This window comes from Mesorhizobium sp. 2RAF21, from assembly GCF_052115345.1.
In the GTDB taxonomy this organism is placed as follows: domain Bacteria; phylum Pseudomonadota; class Alphaproteobacteria; order Rhizobiales; family Rhizobiaceae; genus Mesorhizobium; species Mesorhizobium terrae.
On the sequence record NZ_JBFRGM010000002.1, the window covers coordinates 295,241 to 313,585 of the forward strand.

Annotated in this window: 20 protein-coding genes; 4 read left to right on the plus strand and 16 right to left on the minus strand. The window is 57.7% G+C overall.

The features are described from left to right. Positions 1 to 129: 129 nt before the first annotated feature. Together AB4136_RS04190 and AB4136_RS04195 are read right to left on the minus strand one after the other, a co-directional pair. Positions 130 to 1,269, minus strand: coding sequence for a glycosyltransferase family 4 protein (locus AB4136_RS04190; protein WP_137901745.1), 1,140 nt, complete (start codon positions 1,267 to 1,269; stop codon positions 130 to 132). Positions 1,270 to 1,287: 18 nt separating this feature from the next. Next, on the minus strand, positions 1,288 to 1,998 hold the full coding sequence (locus tag AB4136_RS04195) for a polysaccharide deacetylase family protein (protein WP_065997469.1): 711 nt from the start codon (positions 1,996 to 1,998) through the stop codon (positions 1,288 to 1,290). Positions 1,999 to 2,317: 319 nt separating this feature from the next. Here AB4136_RS04195 and AB4136_RS04200 point away from each other — a divergent pair, with 319 nt between their 5' ends. Both AB4136_RS04200 and AB4136_RS04205 read left to right on the plus strand, forming a co-directional pair. After that, positions 2,318 to 2,764 (plus strand): transposase, encoded by a 447-nt coding sequence (locus AB4136_RS04200; protein ID WP_083237684.1) that lies wholly within the window; start codon positions 2,318 to 2,320, stop codon positions 2,762 to 2,764. Next, a complete protein-coding gene (locus tag AB4136_RS04205) occupies positions 2,742 to 2,837 on the plus strand; it encodes a hypothetical protein (protein WP_353844568.1) in 96 nt (31 codons plus the stop codon). The genes AB4136_RS04200 and AB4136_RS04205 overlap by 23 nt, the downstream gene beginning before the upstream one ends. Here AB4136_RS04205 and AB4136_RS04210 read toward each other — a convergent pair. From AB4136_RS04210 to AB4136_RS04245, 8 genes are all read right to left on the minus strand, one after another. Continuing rightward, positions 2,834 to 2,959, minus strand: coding sequence for a hypothetical protein (locus tag AB4136_RS04210; RefSeq protein WP_373426389.1), 126 nt, complete (start codon positions 2,957 to 2,959; stop codon positions 2,834 to 2,836). The genes AB4136_RS04205 and AB4136_RS04210 overlap by 4 nt on opposite strands. Before the next feature lie 244 nt (positions 2,960 to 3,203). After that, entirely contained in the window at positions 3,204 to 3,425 is a 222-nt protein-coding gene (locus AB4136_RS04215) for a hypothetical protein (protein WP_065997471.1), read from the minus strand. A 467-nt stretch (positions 3,426 to 3,892) separates the two neighbouring features. Next, positions 3,893 to 5,749 (minus strand): NAD(P)/FAD-dependent oxidoreductase, encoded by a 1,857-nt coding sequence (locus AB4136_RS04220; protein ID WP_065997474.1) that lies wholly within the window; start codon positions 5,747 to 5,749, stop codon positions 3,893 to 3,895. Positions 5,750 to 5,783: 34 nt separating this feature from the next. Then, positions 5,784 to 6,545 (minus strand): SDR family NAD(P)-dependent oxidoreductase, encoded by a 762-nt coding sequence (locus AB4136_RS04225; RefSeq protein ID WP_065997476.1) that lies wholly within the window; start codon positions 6,543 to 6,545, stop codon positions 5,784 to 5,786. Between the two features lie 10 nt (positions 6,546 to 6,555). Beyond that, on the minus strand, positions 6,556 to 7,371 hold the full coding sequence (locus AB4136_RS04230; RefSeq protein WP_065997479.1) for an ABC transporter permease: 816 nt from the start codon (positions 7,369 to 7,371) through the stop codon (positions 6,556 to 6,558). Continuing rightward, positions 7,371 to 8,234, minus strand: a complete 864-nt coding sequence (locus AB4136_RS04235; protein WP_065997481.1) for an ABC transporter permease — start codon at positions 8,232 to 8,234, stop codon at positions 7,371 to 7,373. Before AB4136_RS04235 ends, AB4136_RS04230 begins: the two co-directional genes overlap by 1 nt. Positions 8,235 to 8,303: 69 nt before the next feature. Continuing rightward, positions 8,304 to 9,464: an ABC transporter substrate-binding protein gene (locus AB4136_RS04240; protein WP_065997482.1), complete on the minus strand. Its 1,161-nt coding sequence runs from the start codon at positions 9,462 to 9,464 to the stop codon at positions 8,304 to 8,306. Next, a complete protein-coding gene (locus AB4136_RS04245; protein ID WP_065997483.1) occupies positions 9,430 to 10,602 on the minus strand; it encodes an ABC transporter ATP-binding protein in 1,173 nt (390 codons plus the stop codon). The genes AB4136_RS04240 and AB4136_RS04245 overlap by 35 nt, the downstream gene beginning before the upstream one ends. A gap of 93 nt (positions 10,603 to 10,695) precedes the next feature. On the opposite strand from AB4136_RS04245, the gene AB4136_RS04250 reads away from it, so the two are divergent. Further along, complete coding sequence (locus tag AB4136_RS04250; RefSeq protein WP_083237685.1) at positions 10,696 to 11,517, plus strand: helix-turn-helix transcriptional regulator; 822 nt, start codon at positions 10,696 to 10,698, stop codon at positions 11,515 to 11,517. 163 nt (positions 11,518 to 11,680) lie between these two features. Here the strand turns inward: AB4136_RS04250 and AB4136_RS04255 are convergent, their stop codons facing one another. Further along, entirely contained in the window at positions 11,681 to 12,376 is a 696-nt protein-coding gene (locus tag AB4136_RS04255; protein ID WP_137901746.1) for a response regulator, read from the minus strand. Positions 12,377 to 13,108: 732 nt separating this feature from the next. Here AB4136_RS04255 and AB4136_RS04260 point away from each other — a divergent pair. Beyond that, positions 13,109 to 14,167 carry an ATP-binding protein gene (locus AB4136_RS04260; protein ID WP_373426388.1) on the plus strand — a complete coding sequence of 353 codons (1,059 nt, stop codon included), beginning with the start codon at positions 13,109 to 13,111 and terminating at the stop codon, positions 14,165 to 14,167. Positions 14,168 to 14,537: 370 nt separating this feature from the next. Here the strand turns inward: AB4136_RS04260 and AB4136_RS04265 are convergent, their stop codons facing one another. From AB4136_RS04265 to sctQ, 5 genes are read right to left on the minus strand one after another with little or no spacing between them, the layout of a single operon-like run. After that, positions 14,538 to 15,434: a D-glutamate cyclase family protein gene (locus AB4136_RS04265; protein WP_441930334.1), complete on the minus strand. Its 897-nt coding sequence runs from the start codon at positions 15,432 to 15,434 to the stop codon at positions 14,538 to 14,540. Between the two features lie 58 nt (positions 15,435 to 15,492). Beyond that, positions 15,493 to 16,308: a type III secretion system export apparatus subunit SctT gene (sctT, locus tag AB4136_RS04270; RefSeq protein WP_065997492.1), complete on the minus strand. Its 816-nt coding sequence runs from the start codon at positions 16,306 to 16,308 to the stop codon at positions 15,493 to 15,495. A 9-nt stretch (positions 16,309 to 16,317) separates the two neighbouring features. Continuing rightward, on the minus strand, positions 16,318 to 16,587 hold the full coding sequence (locus tag AB4136_RS04275) for a flagellar biosynthetic protein FliQ (protein WP_137901747.1): 270 nt from the start codon (positions 16,585 to 16,587) through the stop codon (positions 16,318 to 16,320). Positions 16,588 to 16,601: 14 nt separating this feature from the next. Then, the gene (gene sctR, locus AB4136_RS04280; protein ID WP_065997494.1) at positions 16,602 to 17,255 is read right to left on the minus strand and encodes a type III secretion system export apparatus subunit SctR; all 654 of its coding nucleotides are present in this window, start codon (positions 17,253 to 17,255) and stop codon (positions 16,602 to 16,604) included. Further along, a complete protein-coding gene (gene sctQ, locus AB4136_RS04285; protein WP_167523842.1) occupies positions 17,248 to 18,339 on the minus strand; it encodes a type III secretion system cytoplasmic ring protein SctQ in 1,092 nt (363 codons plus the stop codon). The genes sctR and sctQ overlap by 8 nt, the downstream gene beginning before the upstream one ends. Between the last annotated feature and the right edge of the window lie 6 nt (positions 18,340 to 18,345).

Here is an 18,345-nt window from a genome sequence, read left to right on the forward strand (position 1 = left end):
ACAGGCTGCTTGCCGAAGTCCTTCCTCCCGTGGCGCGATCTTCGAAAATTCTCTTCCGTTGGAGCCCACGATTGTCATGGCACAACCAGCCCTGAATTGCTCCCTGACAATGGAATAATCTCGTTAACATCAATGAATGCTTCGTCTTGCTGTTAGTCTATATATTTCTGAATATTTTTCAGCAGCCGAACTCCAACTCATTTGACTTGCTAAAATTTTTCCATTACTTGAAAGAGTTTCATACAATTCAGGATCGTTTAATAAACGCGCGATGGCACCGGCTGCTTCTTCCTCATTTGATGGATCTGCAACCACAATCGCGTTCTCTTCATTTTTGAGGAAATGAGTGAAGCCACAATAGCTGGGCGGGCTTATTATTACCGGGCAGCCGAACGCCATAGCCTCAAGCGGCACCATGCCAAACGCGTCATTGTGGGTAAGAAATACGCATATATCCGCGGCAAGATAGAAGACACTCACCTCTCGACATGCCGGCCAGTAGTGTATTCTACCGAGCACACCGGCACTTCTCGCTGCTGCAAATACTTTCTGTCGAGTCCCCGCAAATCCTCCGACAATGATAAGATGTGTTGATGGGCAAAGGAGCCGCAAAGCCCTGAGGATGGTCTCCAACCCCTTGGCCATTGGTCTATTGGCTATTAACAAAATATATCGGCGGTCCAGTGGCAAGTTAAGACTTCTGCGGACATCCTGCCGATTATGTTCTCGAGAAGGCATATTCACTCCAGGCGGAACCAGGCTGATGGGGGGACAGGATGGATAGGCTAGCTCGATCTGGCTCTGAGTAAGCGGCGACACTGCTACGACCAGCTTGCCCTTCCTGCCTCGATAGCGACCAGTCTCCATAGCGAGGTATGTTAGAAACCGAGGGCTGATGTATGTTCCTAATTGACGCCAAAATTGCCTTATGTGGTGAAACCGCATGAAGCGGATCGGCATGGAATGAACGGTATGCAAATCTCCGATCCAGATGTTTTCATGAGTATGAATGATGTCGAAATCAGAAATTAGCCTTTTGCAACAGTAAGTAAATATTACAATGTTTATCCAATTTGAAATTCCCGTGAAGCAAGGCAAAATAGTATGATCGACAGATAGTTCGCTTTCCCATTTTTGACAAAAAATATGAATATCATATTCATCTTTAAGTTCGCTAACTATATTTTCCACATAGGCCTCGCGACCACCGAATTGCTTTCCAAAACGGCAAACAACAAAGGCAATTCGCATCTTGCGACGACCAATCACACCGCAATTCTCCTGCACTCAACGGACAAACATTTTTCGCGCAAGCATCAGAAAGCTTGTGGAGCGCGCGACAGAAATTCGGGGTAAACTGTGCCTATCGCTGCTTAAGCGGACATGGCCCGGATCTGTCGTGACGGCGCTTGTGAAACCCGCTTCCCGGACCATGTCCACATGCTCCAGTCGGTAGCGTCCGTATGGGTAGCAAAAGGCAAGAACTTCATCGCCGATGATGTTCTCGAGTAACTTTCGACTGCCCCGTACCTGCGCGCGGGCGCGCTCTTGCTCAAGGCAGGTTAGATCCGCGTGGTCGATCGTATGCGCACCAATCTCATGACCGAGCGCAGTCCATTCGCGAAGCTCGGTGCCGTTCATCAGGCGGGAGGTTGGGACACCTTTTTCCTCATCCCAGAAATTCGCACCTCCGACATGGCCAGCAACAATGTAGTTCGTTGCCGTAAAGTTCAGGTCTCCGAGAATTGGAGCCGCGTTTCTGAGCACATTTTGAAATCCGTCATCAAACGTCAGACCGAAAACTTTCCCTTCTCGTTCGCCCAGAATGTATGGAGCAAGGTCTCGAATGGAGAGCCCCCGGTAGCCTAATCTGGCAAGCCAACGCATATGGCGGCTAAATATCAGAGGATGAACACGCAGGCCTCTAAATGGCGTGCCATGGCGAGAGGGGACGGCAATTTGGTGATAGGCTAGAATTGGCAACCGTAGGTCGGGCATCGCCTTTGGCGTGCTTATAATCTCCCTGCTGGGCGGCTCCAGCGATTGTAAAACCGAATTACCGCGCAACCCCTAGTCTCCACATTTCCGATCGCAGGCTCACATGCACGCGGCGCAATCTCCAACCGACGGTTGGTTAGCAGCGGACATCACGAAAACCGTGGACGGACTGTGGAGATTTGATCGAGCCTAACGACGGTTTTCAACAATGGGCTCCGCGGCGTCGAGCTCAGGCATTCCCAATGGCCTAGGGTCCGTACGCAATAGGGTTGCGTTGGTTTTGTTTGGCTGATCAAGGTCTCCATGTTTGGAGGACTTGATGAAGCGGAAGCTGACCTGGCTGAGCGATGTGGAGTGGTCCAGGATCGAGCCGCTGCTTCCACGCGGACGCAAGGGCGCGCATCGTGTTGATGATCGTCGCGTCATCTCGGGCATCGTGCACATGCTGGAGAGCGGTGCGCGTTGGCGTGATTGCCCGCTCCAGTACAGCCCCTATACGACGGTCTATAACCGCTTCAACCGCTGGAGGCGTCAGGGCATCTGGCTGGGGTTGTTCGAGGCCTTGACCGGCCATAGCGGTGTCTCGGGGACAGTCGCCATCGACGCTACCCATATCAAGGTGCGCCGCTCGGCCGGTGGCGCAAAAGGGGGCCTTCGCACAAGCCATCGGCATCTCGTGCGGCGGCCGGACCAGCAAGCTCCACGGATTGACCGATGCGCAGGGCCGACCGCGCCTGCTCATCGTGTCGGCCGGCAACATCAATGACATGACGATGGCGGCAACCCTGATCGAGGCCGCTGCCGACCGCTTCGACAGGCTCGTCGCCGATCGCGGCTAGGCGTCGCGCTTTTCATAAAGACCGACGCGCTCCAGCAACCGCAACCCATTGTCGACCGCCTGCTCGCGCTCGACACCGAGCGCATGAACGGGCGCCTCGATGACGTTCTCCAGCAGCGTCATGTGGCTCCACTGTTGATTGCCACTGAGAACTGACCCGTCGCAAATTGGGCGCGGTCAATCGCGCACAGGCCGTCGCGCGTCTTGCGTATTCCGGCCTTTTGGACGCCGGCCTGTCGTCACCTCAAAAGACCCGGGGCTAACCACCCCAGCGTATCGGCGGAGCGGGCCCGGTCCGCTGTGCGAACCGAGCCCAGCGCCATTGATCGGCGCGACGCTAAAGTGTCACGCTGCCGATCAGCGCTATCTACTTCTTCTTTTTCTTGGACGTGGTCTTCTTCTGCTTCTGCTGTGCGACTTTGGTGCTATCGGCCGGCTTAGCCACGGACGTGGCGGCACTGACCGCCTTGGGAGCCGCCGCAACAGGTGCTGCTGCGCTAGCTGCCGATGCCATGGTCGGCAGGGTTGCTGCCGAAATGACGGTGAAAGCCACGGCGGATGCGGTGAGAATGGATTTGCGGAGTTTCATATATCTAATCCCTTTCCAGGAATGAGATCGGTCAGCGTCAGTGCTGCCCGATTGGTCATCGCCCTAAAAACGATCGGCGATGGCGAGCTACCTAAGGAGCAGTCGCGCAGACTTCGTGGAGAGATCGTATGAAAAGGGATGAAACTTCGTGACGTTTCTGCGACCGGCGCTGATTGAACATACCGACGCTCGATGTCCTGACCAGTCAGCGATCGCTGGTATAGTCAGCAGCAAATGCAGATCGCATTTGCTTCCAGCGATTTGGCCATCGCGTTGGATAGCCCTTCCTTCCGCCAAATCACAACGTGCTGATAGATCGCCTCGGTGATCTCCCCCTCAGGCGAGCGAGGTCTTGCCGGGTGCGGTCGGCACGCTCTTGGTCGCGATCGTGCGCTAGTCCGCCGGCCCGGCCACCGCGCTTTTGCGGCGGCAGCAAGGCTTGACGGCCTTAATCCCGCTGCATGGGTTTAGGCTGATTTGAGTTCGTCGACGGCACGCCAACCCTGGTCGATGGCTTCGGTGAAAAAAGCAACCCATCCGGCATCGGAGTTGGCAATCGTTACTTTTCCAAAGCGGGCGCGCGCCACTTCAAAGGGTTGAGGGCCATCAACTGGCTTATCGAACAACGAATTGACCCCGCGCGCATAACCGTGCGGCCAGCGGTTTACGGTGATTGCGGCGATGTCACGCTTCGAATTGAAGCCACCTTGGCCGAGCATCCTGTCGAGTTGATCCGTCACTTTCTTTTCGAAATCCTCAAAGGTCATTTCCAGCAATTTCTGTCGGCCAACGCGATTCTGGTCGATGTTGCTTAGGCCTGGTTCGGTTGGAACGTGGACCAAGTGTAGCACCATAGGCTCATCAGGATTTCGTGGATTGGAATAGCCGCCAAGTGCGACGGGATAATCGAGCTTCGTCAGCGGAAAAAAGGCTGCAGGACTGTAGATCTGCTGAACCCCGAGTTTGACGAATGATTGCCAGTTACGAATAGCGACATTCACGTAAACCAATGGAGCCTTGACGCTTTCCGCCAGAGCTTCCTTTTGTTTCTGTGGCAAGTCAGGCATCAGGTACGGAATAATCATGTTGTAGCACGCGAGCACACAATGCTTCGACTGAACACGATGTAAGGTGTCGGCTTGAACGTAGCCGATGTCGATGAGGTCTTTGCCGTCCTTTGGATTGCGAACACCCACGGCGGCACTGCGTAGACGGATACGGACAGGTTGGTCCGGTTGGTCAAGTTTCGAATAATCGAAATCTGCCAGGACGATGTCTTCCATCGTTGATCCCGGTGCAACGCCGGGAACAAGGTTGCGTACGAGAAGCCGCGCAATTGAGGCGTTGCCATCGGGAAAATGATATATGTAAGGCTCCTTGTCGGCCCCTTGCTTGGGAAGCAGGCCCGCGAAACCCGGATATCCGGAAAACATGGCGGAGGCCGCAGGCACCGCGTCTGTTCCGAGCGCGAAATAGTCGTGGGTCATATCCTCGAAGTACTTCACCGCCTCGTCGCCAAGGCCAGCATCGATCTTGAGATAATCGCGATAGCTGGTGGTCTGCAGATGCTCCAGTTTCTCCGTGAGCGACATGTTGGCCAAATAATCCTTCGAGTCAGCGAAAAACTTGATCAATCGCTTTTTCGCGTCATCCGACATTGGGAACTCGCCGACGAATTCCGCAATGGTCTTGGCCTTGGCGGTGTTTCCGGGCGTTGGGTCAGCGCCATTGGTGACCGGATTGCCAGCCACCAGGCGGTCGACACCGAATGTCTCCCGGTCAAAGAACACGCCATGCGTCAATCCCAGGTCGCCATAGATTCCCAAATCGTATGCGGTATCGAAGCGCGCGGGTTTGACGCCCAGGCTCTCCATCAAGCGCGCGACGGTCTTACTGAAATTTGCTTTCGGTGATTCAATCGACTCGCTGCCGCCATATCCAATTAGCAGCGGGTGTCCGTCCACGCTGAATTCGTTGCGTTTGGCGTGGCCGCCGAAATCGTCGTGATTTTCGAGAATGAGGATCCTGGATTTTTCGCCGAACGCCTCGCGATAGAACCAAGCTGCGGCAAGTCCGCTGATGCCTCCGCCAATGACAACCAGATCGTAGGTTTCCTCGACGGCACCTTGGCTGAAATCGAAAGTCTCTCCTTCCCGGGCCAGCCTGTGTACAGTTTCGAAGGAGCCGGGGTGGCTGCCCCGTAGACCGGTGAGTGCTGGAGGATAGTAGCGTTGCGTTTCGGCACGAAGCTGATGCGACGGGGTTAAGCCCGCGGCAATGGCGAGAGCGGTGCCACCAAGAAAGTCACGTCGTGTGATGGCCATTGGCTTTTTTCCTGTTGTGTGAGGACAAGAAGGTTCAGGCGATGCTTTCGCCGCCATCGACGACCAGGGCCTGGCCAGTCATGAAGGACGAGCGATCGGAGACGAGGAACAGTATTGTTTCGGCGATCTCTTCCGCGGTTGCCCAACGCCCCATGGGGATCTTGTCGCGGACATAAGTCTCGATCGCATCGCGCCCCCCCTTCTGGGTGATGAAGGGCTCGTTGAATGGGGTATCGACCCAACCTGGGCAAAGTGCATTTACGCGGACATTGTGCATGGCGTAGTCGATCGCCATCTGCCGCGTCATGGCCACGACGGCGTGTTTGGAGGTTGTATAGGCGATCATCCCGCGATCATAAAACACGCCCGAATTGGAGGCCGTGTTCAGGATGACGCCACCGCCTTGCCTGATCATCGTAGGCATGGCCAATCGCGCAGCGACGAAATGCGCTCTCACATTGATATGCCAGGACGCGTCCATGCCGCCTTGTTCGACCTCGGTCAGCGCACCGCTCACCTGGATGCCGGCATGGTTGTGCAGGATATCGATACGTCCGAATTCCTTGCATGTGCCCTCGATCAACCGCTCGAGCTGAACATCGTCGCCGACATCCGTGGCGACCGCGGCGGCTTGGCCGCCGGCGTTGCGGATCTCGGCGGCTGTGACTTCGCCTTTGGCTGCCTCCCGGTCGGCGACAACGACGACGGCCCCTTCCTGTGCCATCTTGAGTGCACCTGCGCGCCCGATGCCGGAGCCGGCACCTGTGACAACGGCGATACGGTCCTTAAGGATCATGTCTTGTCCTTCAAGCGGATGGTTTTTGGCGCTGTCGCAGCAGCACTTGCGAAAGCACCACAATCAGCACCGAAGCCAAGAGCACGATCGTGGCGATGGCGTTGATTTCCGGCGTAACGCCGCGACGGATCGAAGCAAAGACGTAGATGGGCAGTGTCGTTTTCGAGCCCGCCACGAAGAAGGCGATGATGAAATCGTCAAAGGAAAAGGTGAAGGCAAGCAGGAAGCCCGCCAGCACCGCTGGCATGATTTGCGGAAGAACTATGGAGCGGAAGGTGGTCAGCGGTGTCGCGTAGAGATCCCCCGACGCTTCAACCAGGCTTCGGTCGAGGCTCGCGAGCCGGGTGCGTACGATCATGGTCACCAGGGCCATGGAAAACAGTCCATGCGCGGCAATGATCGACCCGTAACCGAGTGCGAGTTTCGGGGGTTGTTCGCCAGGCCACAGTGAGGCGACCACGGGATTGAGCACAGCGAAAAGCTGAACCAGGGCGACCAGAGTAGCGATCCCGATGACAACCCCTGGAACAACGATCGCAGCGCCCAGCAGTGCGTCGAATATCGCTCTGGTGCGCGGCGCGACGCGGGTCAGTCCAAGTGCTGCTGCCGTGCCAGAGATCGCCGCGAGCAGTGCGCTGAAGGTCGCGACAAACAGGCTGTTCTTCAGCGCTTCGGTCAAAAACGGATTGGACAGCGCTAAGCCGTACCACTGGGTTGAAAACCCGGTGAAATCGCTGGCGTGTCGGCCTGCGTTAAACGAAAACAGCACCACCAGCACGATCGGCAGGTAAAGGAAGGCAAAAACGGCGATGACGAAGGCACGCATCAGATCAAATCCACCTGGCGGGAGCCGGCAAGCCGATTGGAGACACGACCGGCGATCGCCAGTACTGCGACCGAGACAAGGACCAGGGTTACCGCAATTGCCGAACCGAACGGCCAGTTGCGCGATTGCAGGAAGAGATCGACCAACGCATTACCGATGAAAAAGACCTTGCCGCCACCGAGCAACGTCGGAATGAGGTACTCTCCCAGCAGCAGGATCATCACCAGGGAGAAGCCGGTGGTGACGCCGGGCAATGACAAGCGAAGCGTTACGCCGACAAAGGTGGAGAGGGGCGTCGCGCCCAGATCAGAGGAGGCCTCGAGCAGCCGCTTGTCGAGACGCTCCAGGCTGACATAGATCGGCAGGATCATCAGCGGCAGATAACCGTAAACAATACCGAGCAGCACTGCGCCTGGCGTGTTGATCAGCCGGACATCCTCGATCCCCACAAGTGACAGCAGCGCCGGTATCCCTCGCCCGCCCAGAATGTACATCCAGGCGTAAGTGCGCATCAAAAGGCTTGTCCAGAATGGGATGACAATCAGGGCAAGCAGCACCAGCCGCCAGCGCTGAGATGCGCGCATGGCAAGATAATAGGCGACCGGATAGGCAACCACGAGGCAGGCAAAAGCGCCGACCGGGGCAAGGATCATCGTGTTCCAGAAGGCAGTGGCGCGAGCCGGCAGGTTCGCATACTGGGCAAGCGTAAAGGCGGCTTGATACCCACCTTCCGGAGCCCGTTCGCCAAGGCTGAAGACCACGATGGCGACAAAGGGCAGAACCAGAAAGATGAATAGCCACAAGGCACTCGGCGCCAGCAGCGTCGCAGTGACAAGATTTTGGCGAGCCGTGCTTGCTTGCATCCCAACAGTTCCCTCTCCCGGCGGGGCGCACCTTTGCCGAGAGTACACCGCCTCGTTGGCGTGGCTGGACTACGCTGCCTTGAAACGCGCCATGACTTCGGCGCGGCTAGGATCTGTGAGGGTTACCGCTGCTCCGAATTCAAGCGGAGTGAGCGAGGCTTCTTCCGGATAGACAATCTTGTTGGAGGTGACATTGGTCGGCAGCAGGGCGAGCACGCGGCTGTCCGTAGCCGGCGCGCCATTGGCGGTGTGCTCCTTTGCAGCGTTGGCCGGGTCCATCAGATAGTTGAGCAGCGCATAGCCGGCAGCCTTGTTGGGCGCGTCCTTGGGAATGGCGTAGTAATCTGTCCAAATCTCGCCACCGTCCTTGCCCAGCACATAGGCCAGTTCCGGCATATCGCGGTTGAGTTGTGCACCGTCGTTTGTCCAGCACATGCTGATCCAGGCATCGGTTGCGCGCATCGCCGGCTGATAGTCGCTGTTGATCGCGAAGAGGTGCGGCTTGACCTTGATCAGCAGTTCTTCGGCCTTGGCGAGTTCGTCCGGCTTGATGGAATTGAAATCATAGCCAAGCGAAACCAGGGCGCTGCCGATCGTCGTCAGTTGATAGTCATGCACCATGCCGCGCCCGTCGGCCTCGTTCTGCAGGACGTCAAAGAAGTCCTTCCAGCTGGCCAGCGGCTTTGTGATTTTCTTGGTGTTGACCGAAAAACCTGTCGTCCCCCAATTCTTGGGCACGGCATAGGTCTTGCCGGCGATCTGCCCTTCCTTGGTGAAACGCGGGCTCTCGGACGCGGCGGAGAAATTGGGTAGCATTGACATGTCGAGTTCTTCGATCAGTCCAAGCTTGTTGTAGGTCGAAATGGTGTAGTTGGTCGGCACGAACAGGCTCCAGCCCGAGCCGCCGGCCTGCAGTTTGGCCAGCATTTCTTCATTGGAGCCGAACACGTTGACTTCGACGGCAACGCCAGTCTTGGCTTTGAAATTCTCAAAAGTGGCTGGGTCGTGATAATTCGGCCAGGTGGCGATCGACATGCGGTCGCCGAGATTTTCGGCGTGCGCATGAGATGCCAACAAACCAAGCTTTTGTCCCATGACCGCGGTCGCCAGGCCGAGGCCGGTCACGCCAAGGAAATGGCGGCGGCTGATGGAACCGCGCCTGAGGCGCATCAACTGATCAACGAATTCTTCGGCTTTAATCGGCAGGCCGTCCCGATATGATTTCGGCATGGTTGCGTTCCCTCTGTGTGATTTCGTTGTTTTTAGTGCCCGCAAACGCCATCGGCGCATTGGGATTAAAGGCGATGGAGGCGATCTGACCCGGCGCGAACAAGGCGTCGCCGCTGTGACTGGCGCTCGCAAGAAGTATGCCGATGCCTGGCACCTGGATGGCGTATTCGATCGTCGAGCCGAGGAAGATGCGATTGGCGATGGTCCCCTCGAGACCGTCCTGTCGCGGTGGTACGAGGCGCACGGCCTCGGGACGCACGCTCACAGAGACGGCTTCACCCATCGCCAGCGGCGTGTTCTTTCGCGCAGGGATCACCGTGCCGTTGGCAAGAACCACGTCGACGGCGTCGACGAAATTGCCCGCCACCTTGCCCGAAAGCAGGTTCGTCTTGCCGACAAACCCTGCGACGAACAGATCGGCGGGTTCATTGTAGATCGCGTTCGGCTGCCCCAGTTGAACGATACGCCCACCATTCATGACGCAGACGAGATCGCTCATTGAAAGTGCTTCCTCCTGGTCGTGGGTGACCAGGACAAAGGTGATGCCAAGCTCGCGCTGCAGGTTCTGCAACTCGATCTGCATGTCCGTGCGCAGTTTCTTGTCGAGCGCAGCCAATGGCTCGTCGAGCAGCAGGACTGTTGGCTTGTTGACGATTGCCCTTGCCAGCGCGACGCGTTGCTGCTGGCCGCCCGAAAGTTCATGAACCTTGCGTTGGCCATAGCCAGCGAGCCGAACCATGGCGAGTGCCTCGTCGGCCCTGAAATGGATGTCGCGTGCGGCAAGCCGCGGCCGTGCCTGGCGCAGCCCGTAGCTGATGTTTTCTTCGACATTCAAGTGGGGGAAAAGAGCGTAGTGCTGGAACACCATATTGACTGGACGCCGATAGGGCTGAACGCCTGCCATATCGGCGCCACGGATCAGCACCTGGCCCTCGCTCGGCTGCTCGAAGCCGCCGATCATCCGCAGGCAGGTCGTCTTGCCGCATCCGGATGGGCCAAGAAGGGCTACGAAAGCAGCAGGCGGCACCGCAAGGTCAATACCGCTTACTGCCGTCACGCTGCCGTAGCGTTTGGTCACATTGCGAAATTGGACATCAGAAACCGGCGTTGCAACCAATGGGCAATCTCCGGACAACATTTGCTTTTCGAAGGCTAGCAAAGCCAATCCTTGTTCGTATATACCTCGCTGGTGGTATGTACCTGCGATTTTCTCCATTCGAGGGGTATATGATTGGCAGAATCTTCTTCCCGCAGCGGGGACTTTCATTATCTCGCCCAGGTCGTGGATGCCGCCCGGCAAGCTGAAGCGCCCTGTTTCGGCCAAGCCGCCGTCAATTGGTTGGGGCGCCACGTCCGCTTTGACCATTGCGTGATTTTTGGCTACCGCGGGTCGACACGACCGCCTGCGCTGTATGAGACCTTTTCCCCCGCAGAGAGCCACATCTTCGTGACGCTCTATCAAGCGGGCCCCTACCTTCTGGATCCGTTTCACCATGCAGCGGTGGAGCGGAAGGAAGGCTTTTGGCGGATGCGAGAACTCGCCCCCGACCGGTTCTACACCAGTGAGTATTACAGGTCCTATTACAGCCAGACGAAACTGGCCGAGGAAGTCGGCTTTTTCGTTCCACTTGCTGACAAGGAGGCACTTGTTCTGTCCCTGATGCGGCTGCGTTCATCCGGACCGTTTGGCACGGCCGATACCCGTCTGCTGCGAGATATGGCCCCAGCGGTGATCAGCCTATGCCGCCTGCGATGGCCGCAACTTCCCTCCATCCGGTCCACTCATGAAAAAGCAAAGGGAGGAGCAGTCCAGCGCTCCGACGAGTTTGAGCGCGCCGATATCTGGAAGAGCCTTTCGCTCACGTCCCGCGAAAAACAGGTCGTCGATCTGGTCCTTCAAGGTTATTCCACGGAGTCGGCCGCGCGCATGATGCGTGTTGCCCCGGGAACGGTTAAGGTCCATCGACGCAACATCTACCGCAAGTTGGGCATCAAATCACAAGCTGGCCTGTTTGCGCGCTTCGCCGAAATTGTCGGTTTGAGGCCAGGATGACCTCACCGGAAAATCACTGGCCCGGCAATTCGGACTTGCTTCCGGAACGCGAAAGAGGACACCGCAACCGCCTAGCAGCTTGGTGCGACGCTACCCTTTTTATGAGAGGGTTACGGGCAAACCGCAAAGCACGCGACGGCCTCGCCTTCCAGTATTCGCGATTCTAGCCATCGCGGTCGCTCAGTCTGTATCCCACACCGCGGACACCATCCAACAACCAGTTGGCACCGGCTAGGGAAAGTTTGCGTCGAAGGTTGCTGATGTGGCTGTCAACGGTGCGTTCCAGTGCCTCTCCCTCCGGCAGACAGGCATCAACCAGTTCAGAACGCTCGAACACGCGGTTCGGAGAACCAGCCATGTGAGCGAGCAGCCTGAATTCAGTGCGCGTCAATTCCAATACTGTCGAACCCGACGAGCGTTCGATCAATGCCCGATATGCGCAGGGATCTATCGTCAAGGGGCCAACGCGGAACAGTTGGCGCGTATCGCGGCCCTTCGTTCGCCGAAGGACAGCCTTGGCGCGGGCGACAACCTCCAACGGATTGAAGGGTTTGACGACATAGTCATCGGCGCCAATCCTCAGGGCCTGCAGTTTGTCCAGGTCTTCGGCAAGCGCGGTGACCATGATGACCGGCGTGTCGCTATGCCGACGGACGGCCGCGAGAACCTCGTAGCCATCCTGACCGGGCAACTTGACGTCAAGAACAATGAGATCGGGCTTGAGGCGATGGTAGTGGGCAAGGCCGATGGTGCCGTCGCCGGCACCGATGGTACGAAAACCTTCACGAACAAAGTACGTCTCGAGTATTTCAGTGATTTCCGACTCGTCCTCGATAATGAGGATCAGCGCGTTGTCCATAACGGTTTCCCGACTCCAATCCGTTCTAGAGACGTTCAGCCATCGGGAAGGTCAAGGGCATGCTTGGCAGCTCAACGAAACCTCAACACGATCTGCACTGGCTATCAACAAAGACGCACAGAAACTCATTTGACCATTCAGCAGGGCCAGTGACCGCAAACCTTCCAGATACGAATCATAGAGCATCGCTGACCACGATCATGATCGTTTAGACTACCCGTCGGGTCTTGCGCGGAGGTCCCGCAACGAGATCGGTGTTGGCACTCGCTCCTTTCGCTTTGCAGACTCCACCAGCGCGGAAAACATGAGGGCAAAAGCACAGATGCAAAGGCAGATGATGGTAAAATGGCGGGCGAACATGTTTGTCTCTTGCTTGAGGTAAATGCCCCTCGCTGAGCTTATCGGCATCTTGCGTTCGCCAACCGCGCAGATTGCGCGCAGCTTGTATCAAGACATCCGATCTCCTGTTGACTTAAAATGAAGGAGTCTTCAGTTGAGAACCGAGGCGGGAAAGAATGCGCGGCACAATGTCTGGCCCTCACCTTCGATGACGAATAGGAAAAAGGGTCATCAGGCACCGACTTGCGCGAGAAAGCATCCCAACTGTCAGACTAAGCATTTCGATGTTTAGGCGTTCGATTACGTGGCCGATCGTGAATTCAGCCGTGCGCGGGCAAACCGGCTATTTTGATCGGCGTTGCAGGACATCGGATACAAATTTGAGGAATGGTCGTGGCCAGCAGTCTGAACCGTCAGTTGTTTCGCGCGATGAGCGCGCTGACACTCGGGGCTTTCGCTGTGATGTTTTTTGGCTGGATCGCTTACTATTGGCTATACGACTGGCTGTTTCCCGCAGAGGCCATGACCGACAAGTTGCAGATGAGCGACCTTGTCGTGCTCGGACTGATTTTGGCCGTCGGTGTCAGTTCAGCTGCGATCGTTGGATGGCTCCAAGCGCAGAGAATCGTATCGCCGCTGAAATCAGTTGCGACGACGGTTCGCTCGATCGCAAACGGTGATTTTTCCGCGCGCGCGGAAGGCACCAAGAGAGCGTTCAGTGAGGCGGAGAGCCTGATCACGGACTTCAATGCTATGGCTGAACGATTGGAAAACGCCGAGGCCGAGCTTCGATATTCAAATTCCGCGATTGCGCATGAACTGCGCACACCCTTGACCATTCTGCGAGGCCGTCTCCAAGGTCTTTCAGATGGCGCTTACGAACCGAGTCCCGAATTCTATGGTCGCTTGATTGCTCACGTCGACGACCTTGCGCGGATCGTCGAAGATTTGAGAACTCTCGGGCTTTCGAGTGCAGGCAGGCTTGAACTCAAGCTTGCCGAAATCGATCTTGCGAAGGAAGCCGATATTGCGACGACTTCGATCGAGCAAGAGTTGGCAAACGCCGGAATTACGGTCAAACGCGATCTCGGGCGCGCGATCGTCTTCGCCGATCAGGCCAGAATCCGGCAAGCTCTGCTTGCGATCCTGGATAATGCGCGCCGCTATGCCCCAGGCAGTGTCTTGGTGGTCGAGACACGCGCGACGAAGGATCGAGGGCTCATCCGGTGTAGCGACAACGGCCCGGGACTACCTGCCTCGTCAAAAAAGCGTGTCTTCGAGCGCTTCTGGCGGGGTGATGATTCAAGGGCACGATCAAGCGGGGGATCGGGACTTGGCCTTCCGATTGTGAAAGCCATTGCCAATGCACATGGCGGCGATGCCGTCGTGTCGGACGATCGCGAGATAGGTCTGTCGATCGAGATTTGGCTTCCAAAAACTCGACACGCCTAGTCTACGATCAACCCACACACGCCAAGCCCCGCGCCGTCAGTTTCGCTTCGGCATTGGGCCCCGACGCGGCCAGAACCCGCCTCAATGCGTGGACCGATTGTTTCCTATACCTTGATAGCCGGCTGAAATAAGCTGAAAAAGGTTCTTTTCTAGATTTTCAAGAGATTCGCGTTCATCCATGACATAGCGCCGGAAGCATTCGCGGCCTATGGCGTAAAATAGCGTTGCGGCGGCATGGCTGTCTGTCTCAGAGGGGACAGCCCGTTTGAGTTTGAGTTGATCGATTGCTGGAGAGGCCGTTCCCTCTCCGGGCTCATTTGCCAGCGCCCCGAGGAGAAACCGACGCGTTAATTCCGCGAGCCTTTGGCTTTCAGGCGACCTTTGCGGTTCCTTTGCGGACCATGGCGTCCACATCGGTGATCAGCAGATGGCCCGGAGATGCGGTGATGGCTATCGCCAGTTCCGCCTGCTTCAGAGCTTCCTGCGCCGTCACGCTGCTTGCCCAGAATACGGGAACTTCCTCGTCACTCAGGTCGATAGCAGCGCCCCAATCGGGCGAGTCGAGATCGGTTATGCCTAGGATGGAAGGATCCCCAATATGAAAGGGGGAACCATGAGCGTTGGGAAAGCGCGCGGTTATCGCCCGCACCTTGTCGACGTCGCAGCGCCTGATGGCGCGCATCGCGACGACCAGCTTGCCGCCAAACGGGCCGATCGCGCGGCTTCTGATCCCGGTGCGGTATTTCGGCACCGGTCCGCTGATGCCTCCGTGGCGCAGCCGCACCCCCTTCTCCACCAGCGTCGGCTCGAAATTCAGGGAGCTGCCAAGCGCGAAAGCAGAGAAATCCTGTCGCCACAGATCGACGATGTGGGTGGCATGGTGCATGAACTCGCCGTAGCAGAAGATACTGTATTGCGGGGCATCGGTGCGGATGTCGATGTTGCCGAGCGCCGGAACAAACGGGCTGCCTGCACGACCGAGCCCGACCAGCGGACACGCCTTCGGGTTGGCGAGGCAGAACTTGTGAAAATCGCCGGCGAAACGTTGCGGCACGATCACGACATTCGCCTGCAGCTTGCCGCGCGCCAGTCCACTTGTTGTGCCTCGATAGGCTCCGACCCTCACCAGTCGGCGCAACCGGTCGGGCTCGACCAGCCGTAAATCTTCAACGATTGAGCCGGTCAGACGTCCCATGCTTCGAGGCAGTCCGCGTTGCTTAAGACTTTCAGGAAGCACTAAATCATGGCCGGCAACGCCGATTGTCAAATTGCCAGAATTTTCTCCTGACAATAAATTGCGTTTATTAGCCGACGCATCGTGGCTTTCATCGGCACTCCAAACAGCTGAGCAATTTGATCTGCCGTATCGCCTCATGCAGGAAGCCGAGATCGCGGTTCATGTAGGATAAAAGAAAGGCCGCGTAGAGGACGAAGACGAAGCAGAAGACCAGCGTCTTTACGATCAGCGACAGGCTGAAGACATTGAAATGCGGCGAGGCGCGCGCCAGAAAGGCCAGCACGATATCGGACAGCAACATGCTGACGATGAGAGGAAACGCCAGCGTCAGCGCCATTTTCAGAAGTTGGTTCAACAGACCAAGGAAAATTCCGGCGGCACCCCCGCTGAACACCGGCATCAGCCGTTCGACCGGCCAGAGACCGTAACTGTCGTAGACGGCATTCAACGACAGTTCCAGCCCGCCTGCCGCTAGATAGATCGCGATCATGATGATGGCGAGCAGCGTGCCGGTGGCGCTGGTCTCGTGCGTCATCATCGGGTCGATCAAGGTTCCCATGGACGAACCGCGCTGCAGGTCGAGGATATCGCCTGCTGCTTCCGCGGCCCAGAAGGGCACGCCCATCGCCAACCCCAGTGCCATGCCAACCAGGAGCTCCTTGAGGATGTAGATTACGATCATCGCGCCGGCGATCGGTTGCCCTGCCAGCGTGTGCACGAGCATCGGCAGGATCGGGACCGCAAGCGCCAGCGCAACGCCGTTGCGCAACAGTCCCGACAGCGGTACGCGCGAGAACAACGGCATCATCAGCATGAAGCCGCCGAGGCGCGCCAACACGAAGGCTCCCGCCAGAAGATAGAGCTGCAGGTCCCTGAGCGATGCGAAGAGCGGTTCGACCTGCATGGTGCGGCATCACCGGGTCGCGGACGGAAATTCGTCAAACACCGCCGAGGCCTGTTCGGCGATCTGCTGGGCAATCAGCGGGCCGACGACGATGATGACCACGAGGATCACGACCAGCTTGATCGTCTGCGGCAGAGACTGATCCTGGATCTGCGTCAAAGCCTGGGCGAGTCCGACCAAAAGCCCGACGGCCAAGGCTGCTATGATGGCCGGACTGGAGGCGAGCAGCACCGTTATCAGCGCATTCTGGACTTTCGTGAGGATGAAATCGCTGTTCACGCGCCGCCCCTGCGTCAGCTGTAACTGAGAATGAGGCCGTGCATCAGCCGCGACCAGCCGTCTATGGCGACGAAAAGCAGTAGTTTCAGTGGGATCGAGATCAGCACCGGCGAAACCATGATCATGCCGAGCGTCATGAGGATGTTGGCAACGACGATGTCGATGATCAGGAAGGGTATGTAGAGCAGGAACCCGATCTCGAAGGCCCGGGTAAGCTCCGAAGCGACAAAGGCCGGAACCAGGATGGAAAGGTCGTCGTCCTTGACATTCTGGCGCGCCTGCTCGGGCCACAGGCGCGCGGTTCCGTCGAGAAAGAACTGGCGTTCGCGCGGTTGGGTGAATTTGATCAGGTGCTGCTGCAGAGGCTGTTTTACCAACTGCGCGGCGCGGGCAAGATCGTCCGTGGTCTGGAACTGCACTTGCCCTTCCTGCAGCCTTGTCCCCATTTCACTGATCAGCGGGGTGGTGACATAGACCGTCAGCACCAGCGCGATCCCATAAAGCACGAGATTCGGGGGCATCTGCTGCACGCCAAGGGCATTGCGGATGAGAAACAGCACCACCGAAATCTTCAGGAATCCCGTCATGGTGACGACGGCGAGCGGCAGCAGGCCGACAAAGCCGACCGCAACCAGAATTCCGAGGAGATTTGGCGAAGCTTCAAGCATTGTCGAACATGCGGGTGACCCGCACGCCAAGGCTTTCGCCTATCCTGACCATTTCGCCCTGCCCGACCCGCTTGCCATTGGCCAGGATGTCCACGCCCTGTCCGGTTGCGTCCAACTGCACGATGGCGCCGGCGCTCAGTTTTCGGATGTCGCCAAGCGGCATTGCCTTGCGGCCGACCTCGAACGCCAGCGCAACCGGCAGATCGTCGAGTGTCGCATCGTCCAGCGCCTGGCTTGCGGTTCCAGTGTCCTGACCCATCATCCACTCCCATTTCGATCCGGCAATAACGGCTGGTGCGGCAGACAGCTGTGTCCCTGACGCGCTTATGCTGACGGGCGCGATCAGCCTGTCGCCGATGACAAGCACTGCCTCCGCTTGTTCGGCAAACAACACGACATCGCCTGGCTCCAACTCCCTCACTTCGCCGAGGCTGGTGGCGAGAACATCGCACCACAGGCGAACCGGCACAGGCAGCGCGGCCGGAAACGAAGCTTCGCTGCGGTCTGTTTCGTCCAGAAGTTTGCTAAGCCTTGAAAGCAACTCGCCGTCATTCAGTCGCAGGGCGCACTTCGCCGGTTGTTCGCCGACAGACAAAACAAAGCCGAATGGCGCCGCCTCAGCCGGCGGCTCTCGCTTTTCGACTGTGGCGAGTTCTATCGGAGCCTGCAGCTTCGCTTCGAACCAGTCGAGTTGGTCGGCCATGGCAGTTTCCAGAAGGAGAGCCGCGTGTTGAGGCAAAAGGGTCCCTAGCCTTGCCGTCTTGTCCACCGTGGCCAGCAACTGCTCGGTGAGCGAGAGCGGCACGGAAAGCTCGGCGGAATGTTCTCCGATCTTGAAGCGCAGCGTGCATGATGGCTGATCATCGGATTGGGCGGCCGACCAGTCGGTTACGATCTTCGCCGGCTGTCCGGCCAGGGTGATGTCGGCCGCGCGACGGTGTTTATAGAAGGTGTTCAGGGCCACGACCTGTTCCGCCGAAACCCTTGCCAGATCCAGAGCATCGGTGATGAGAGCGCCGTTGAGATTTCGCCCAGCGGGTTTGCGCCGCGTGGCAGCCTTCGCTGTCGTCAGGGCTCGAGACATCGAACT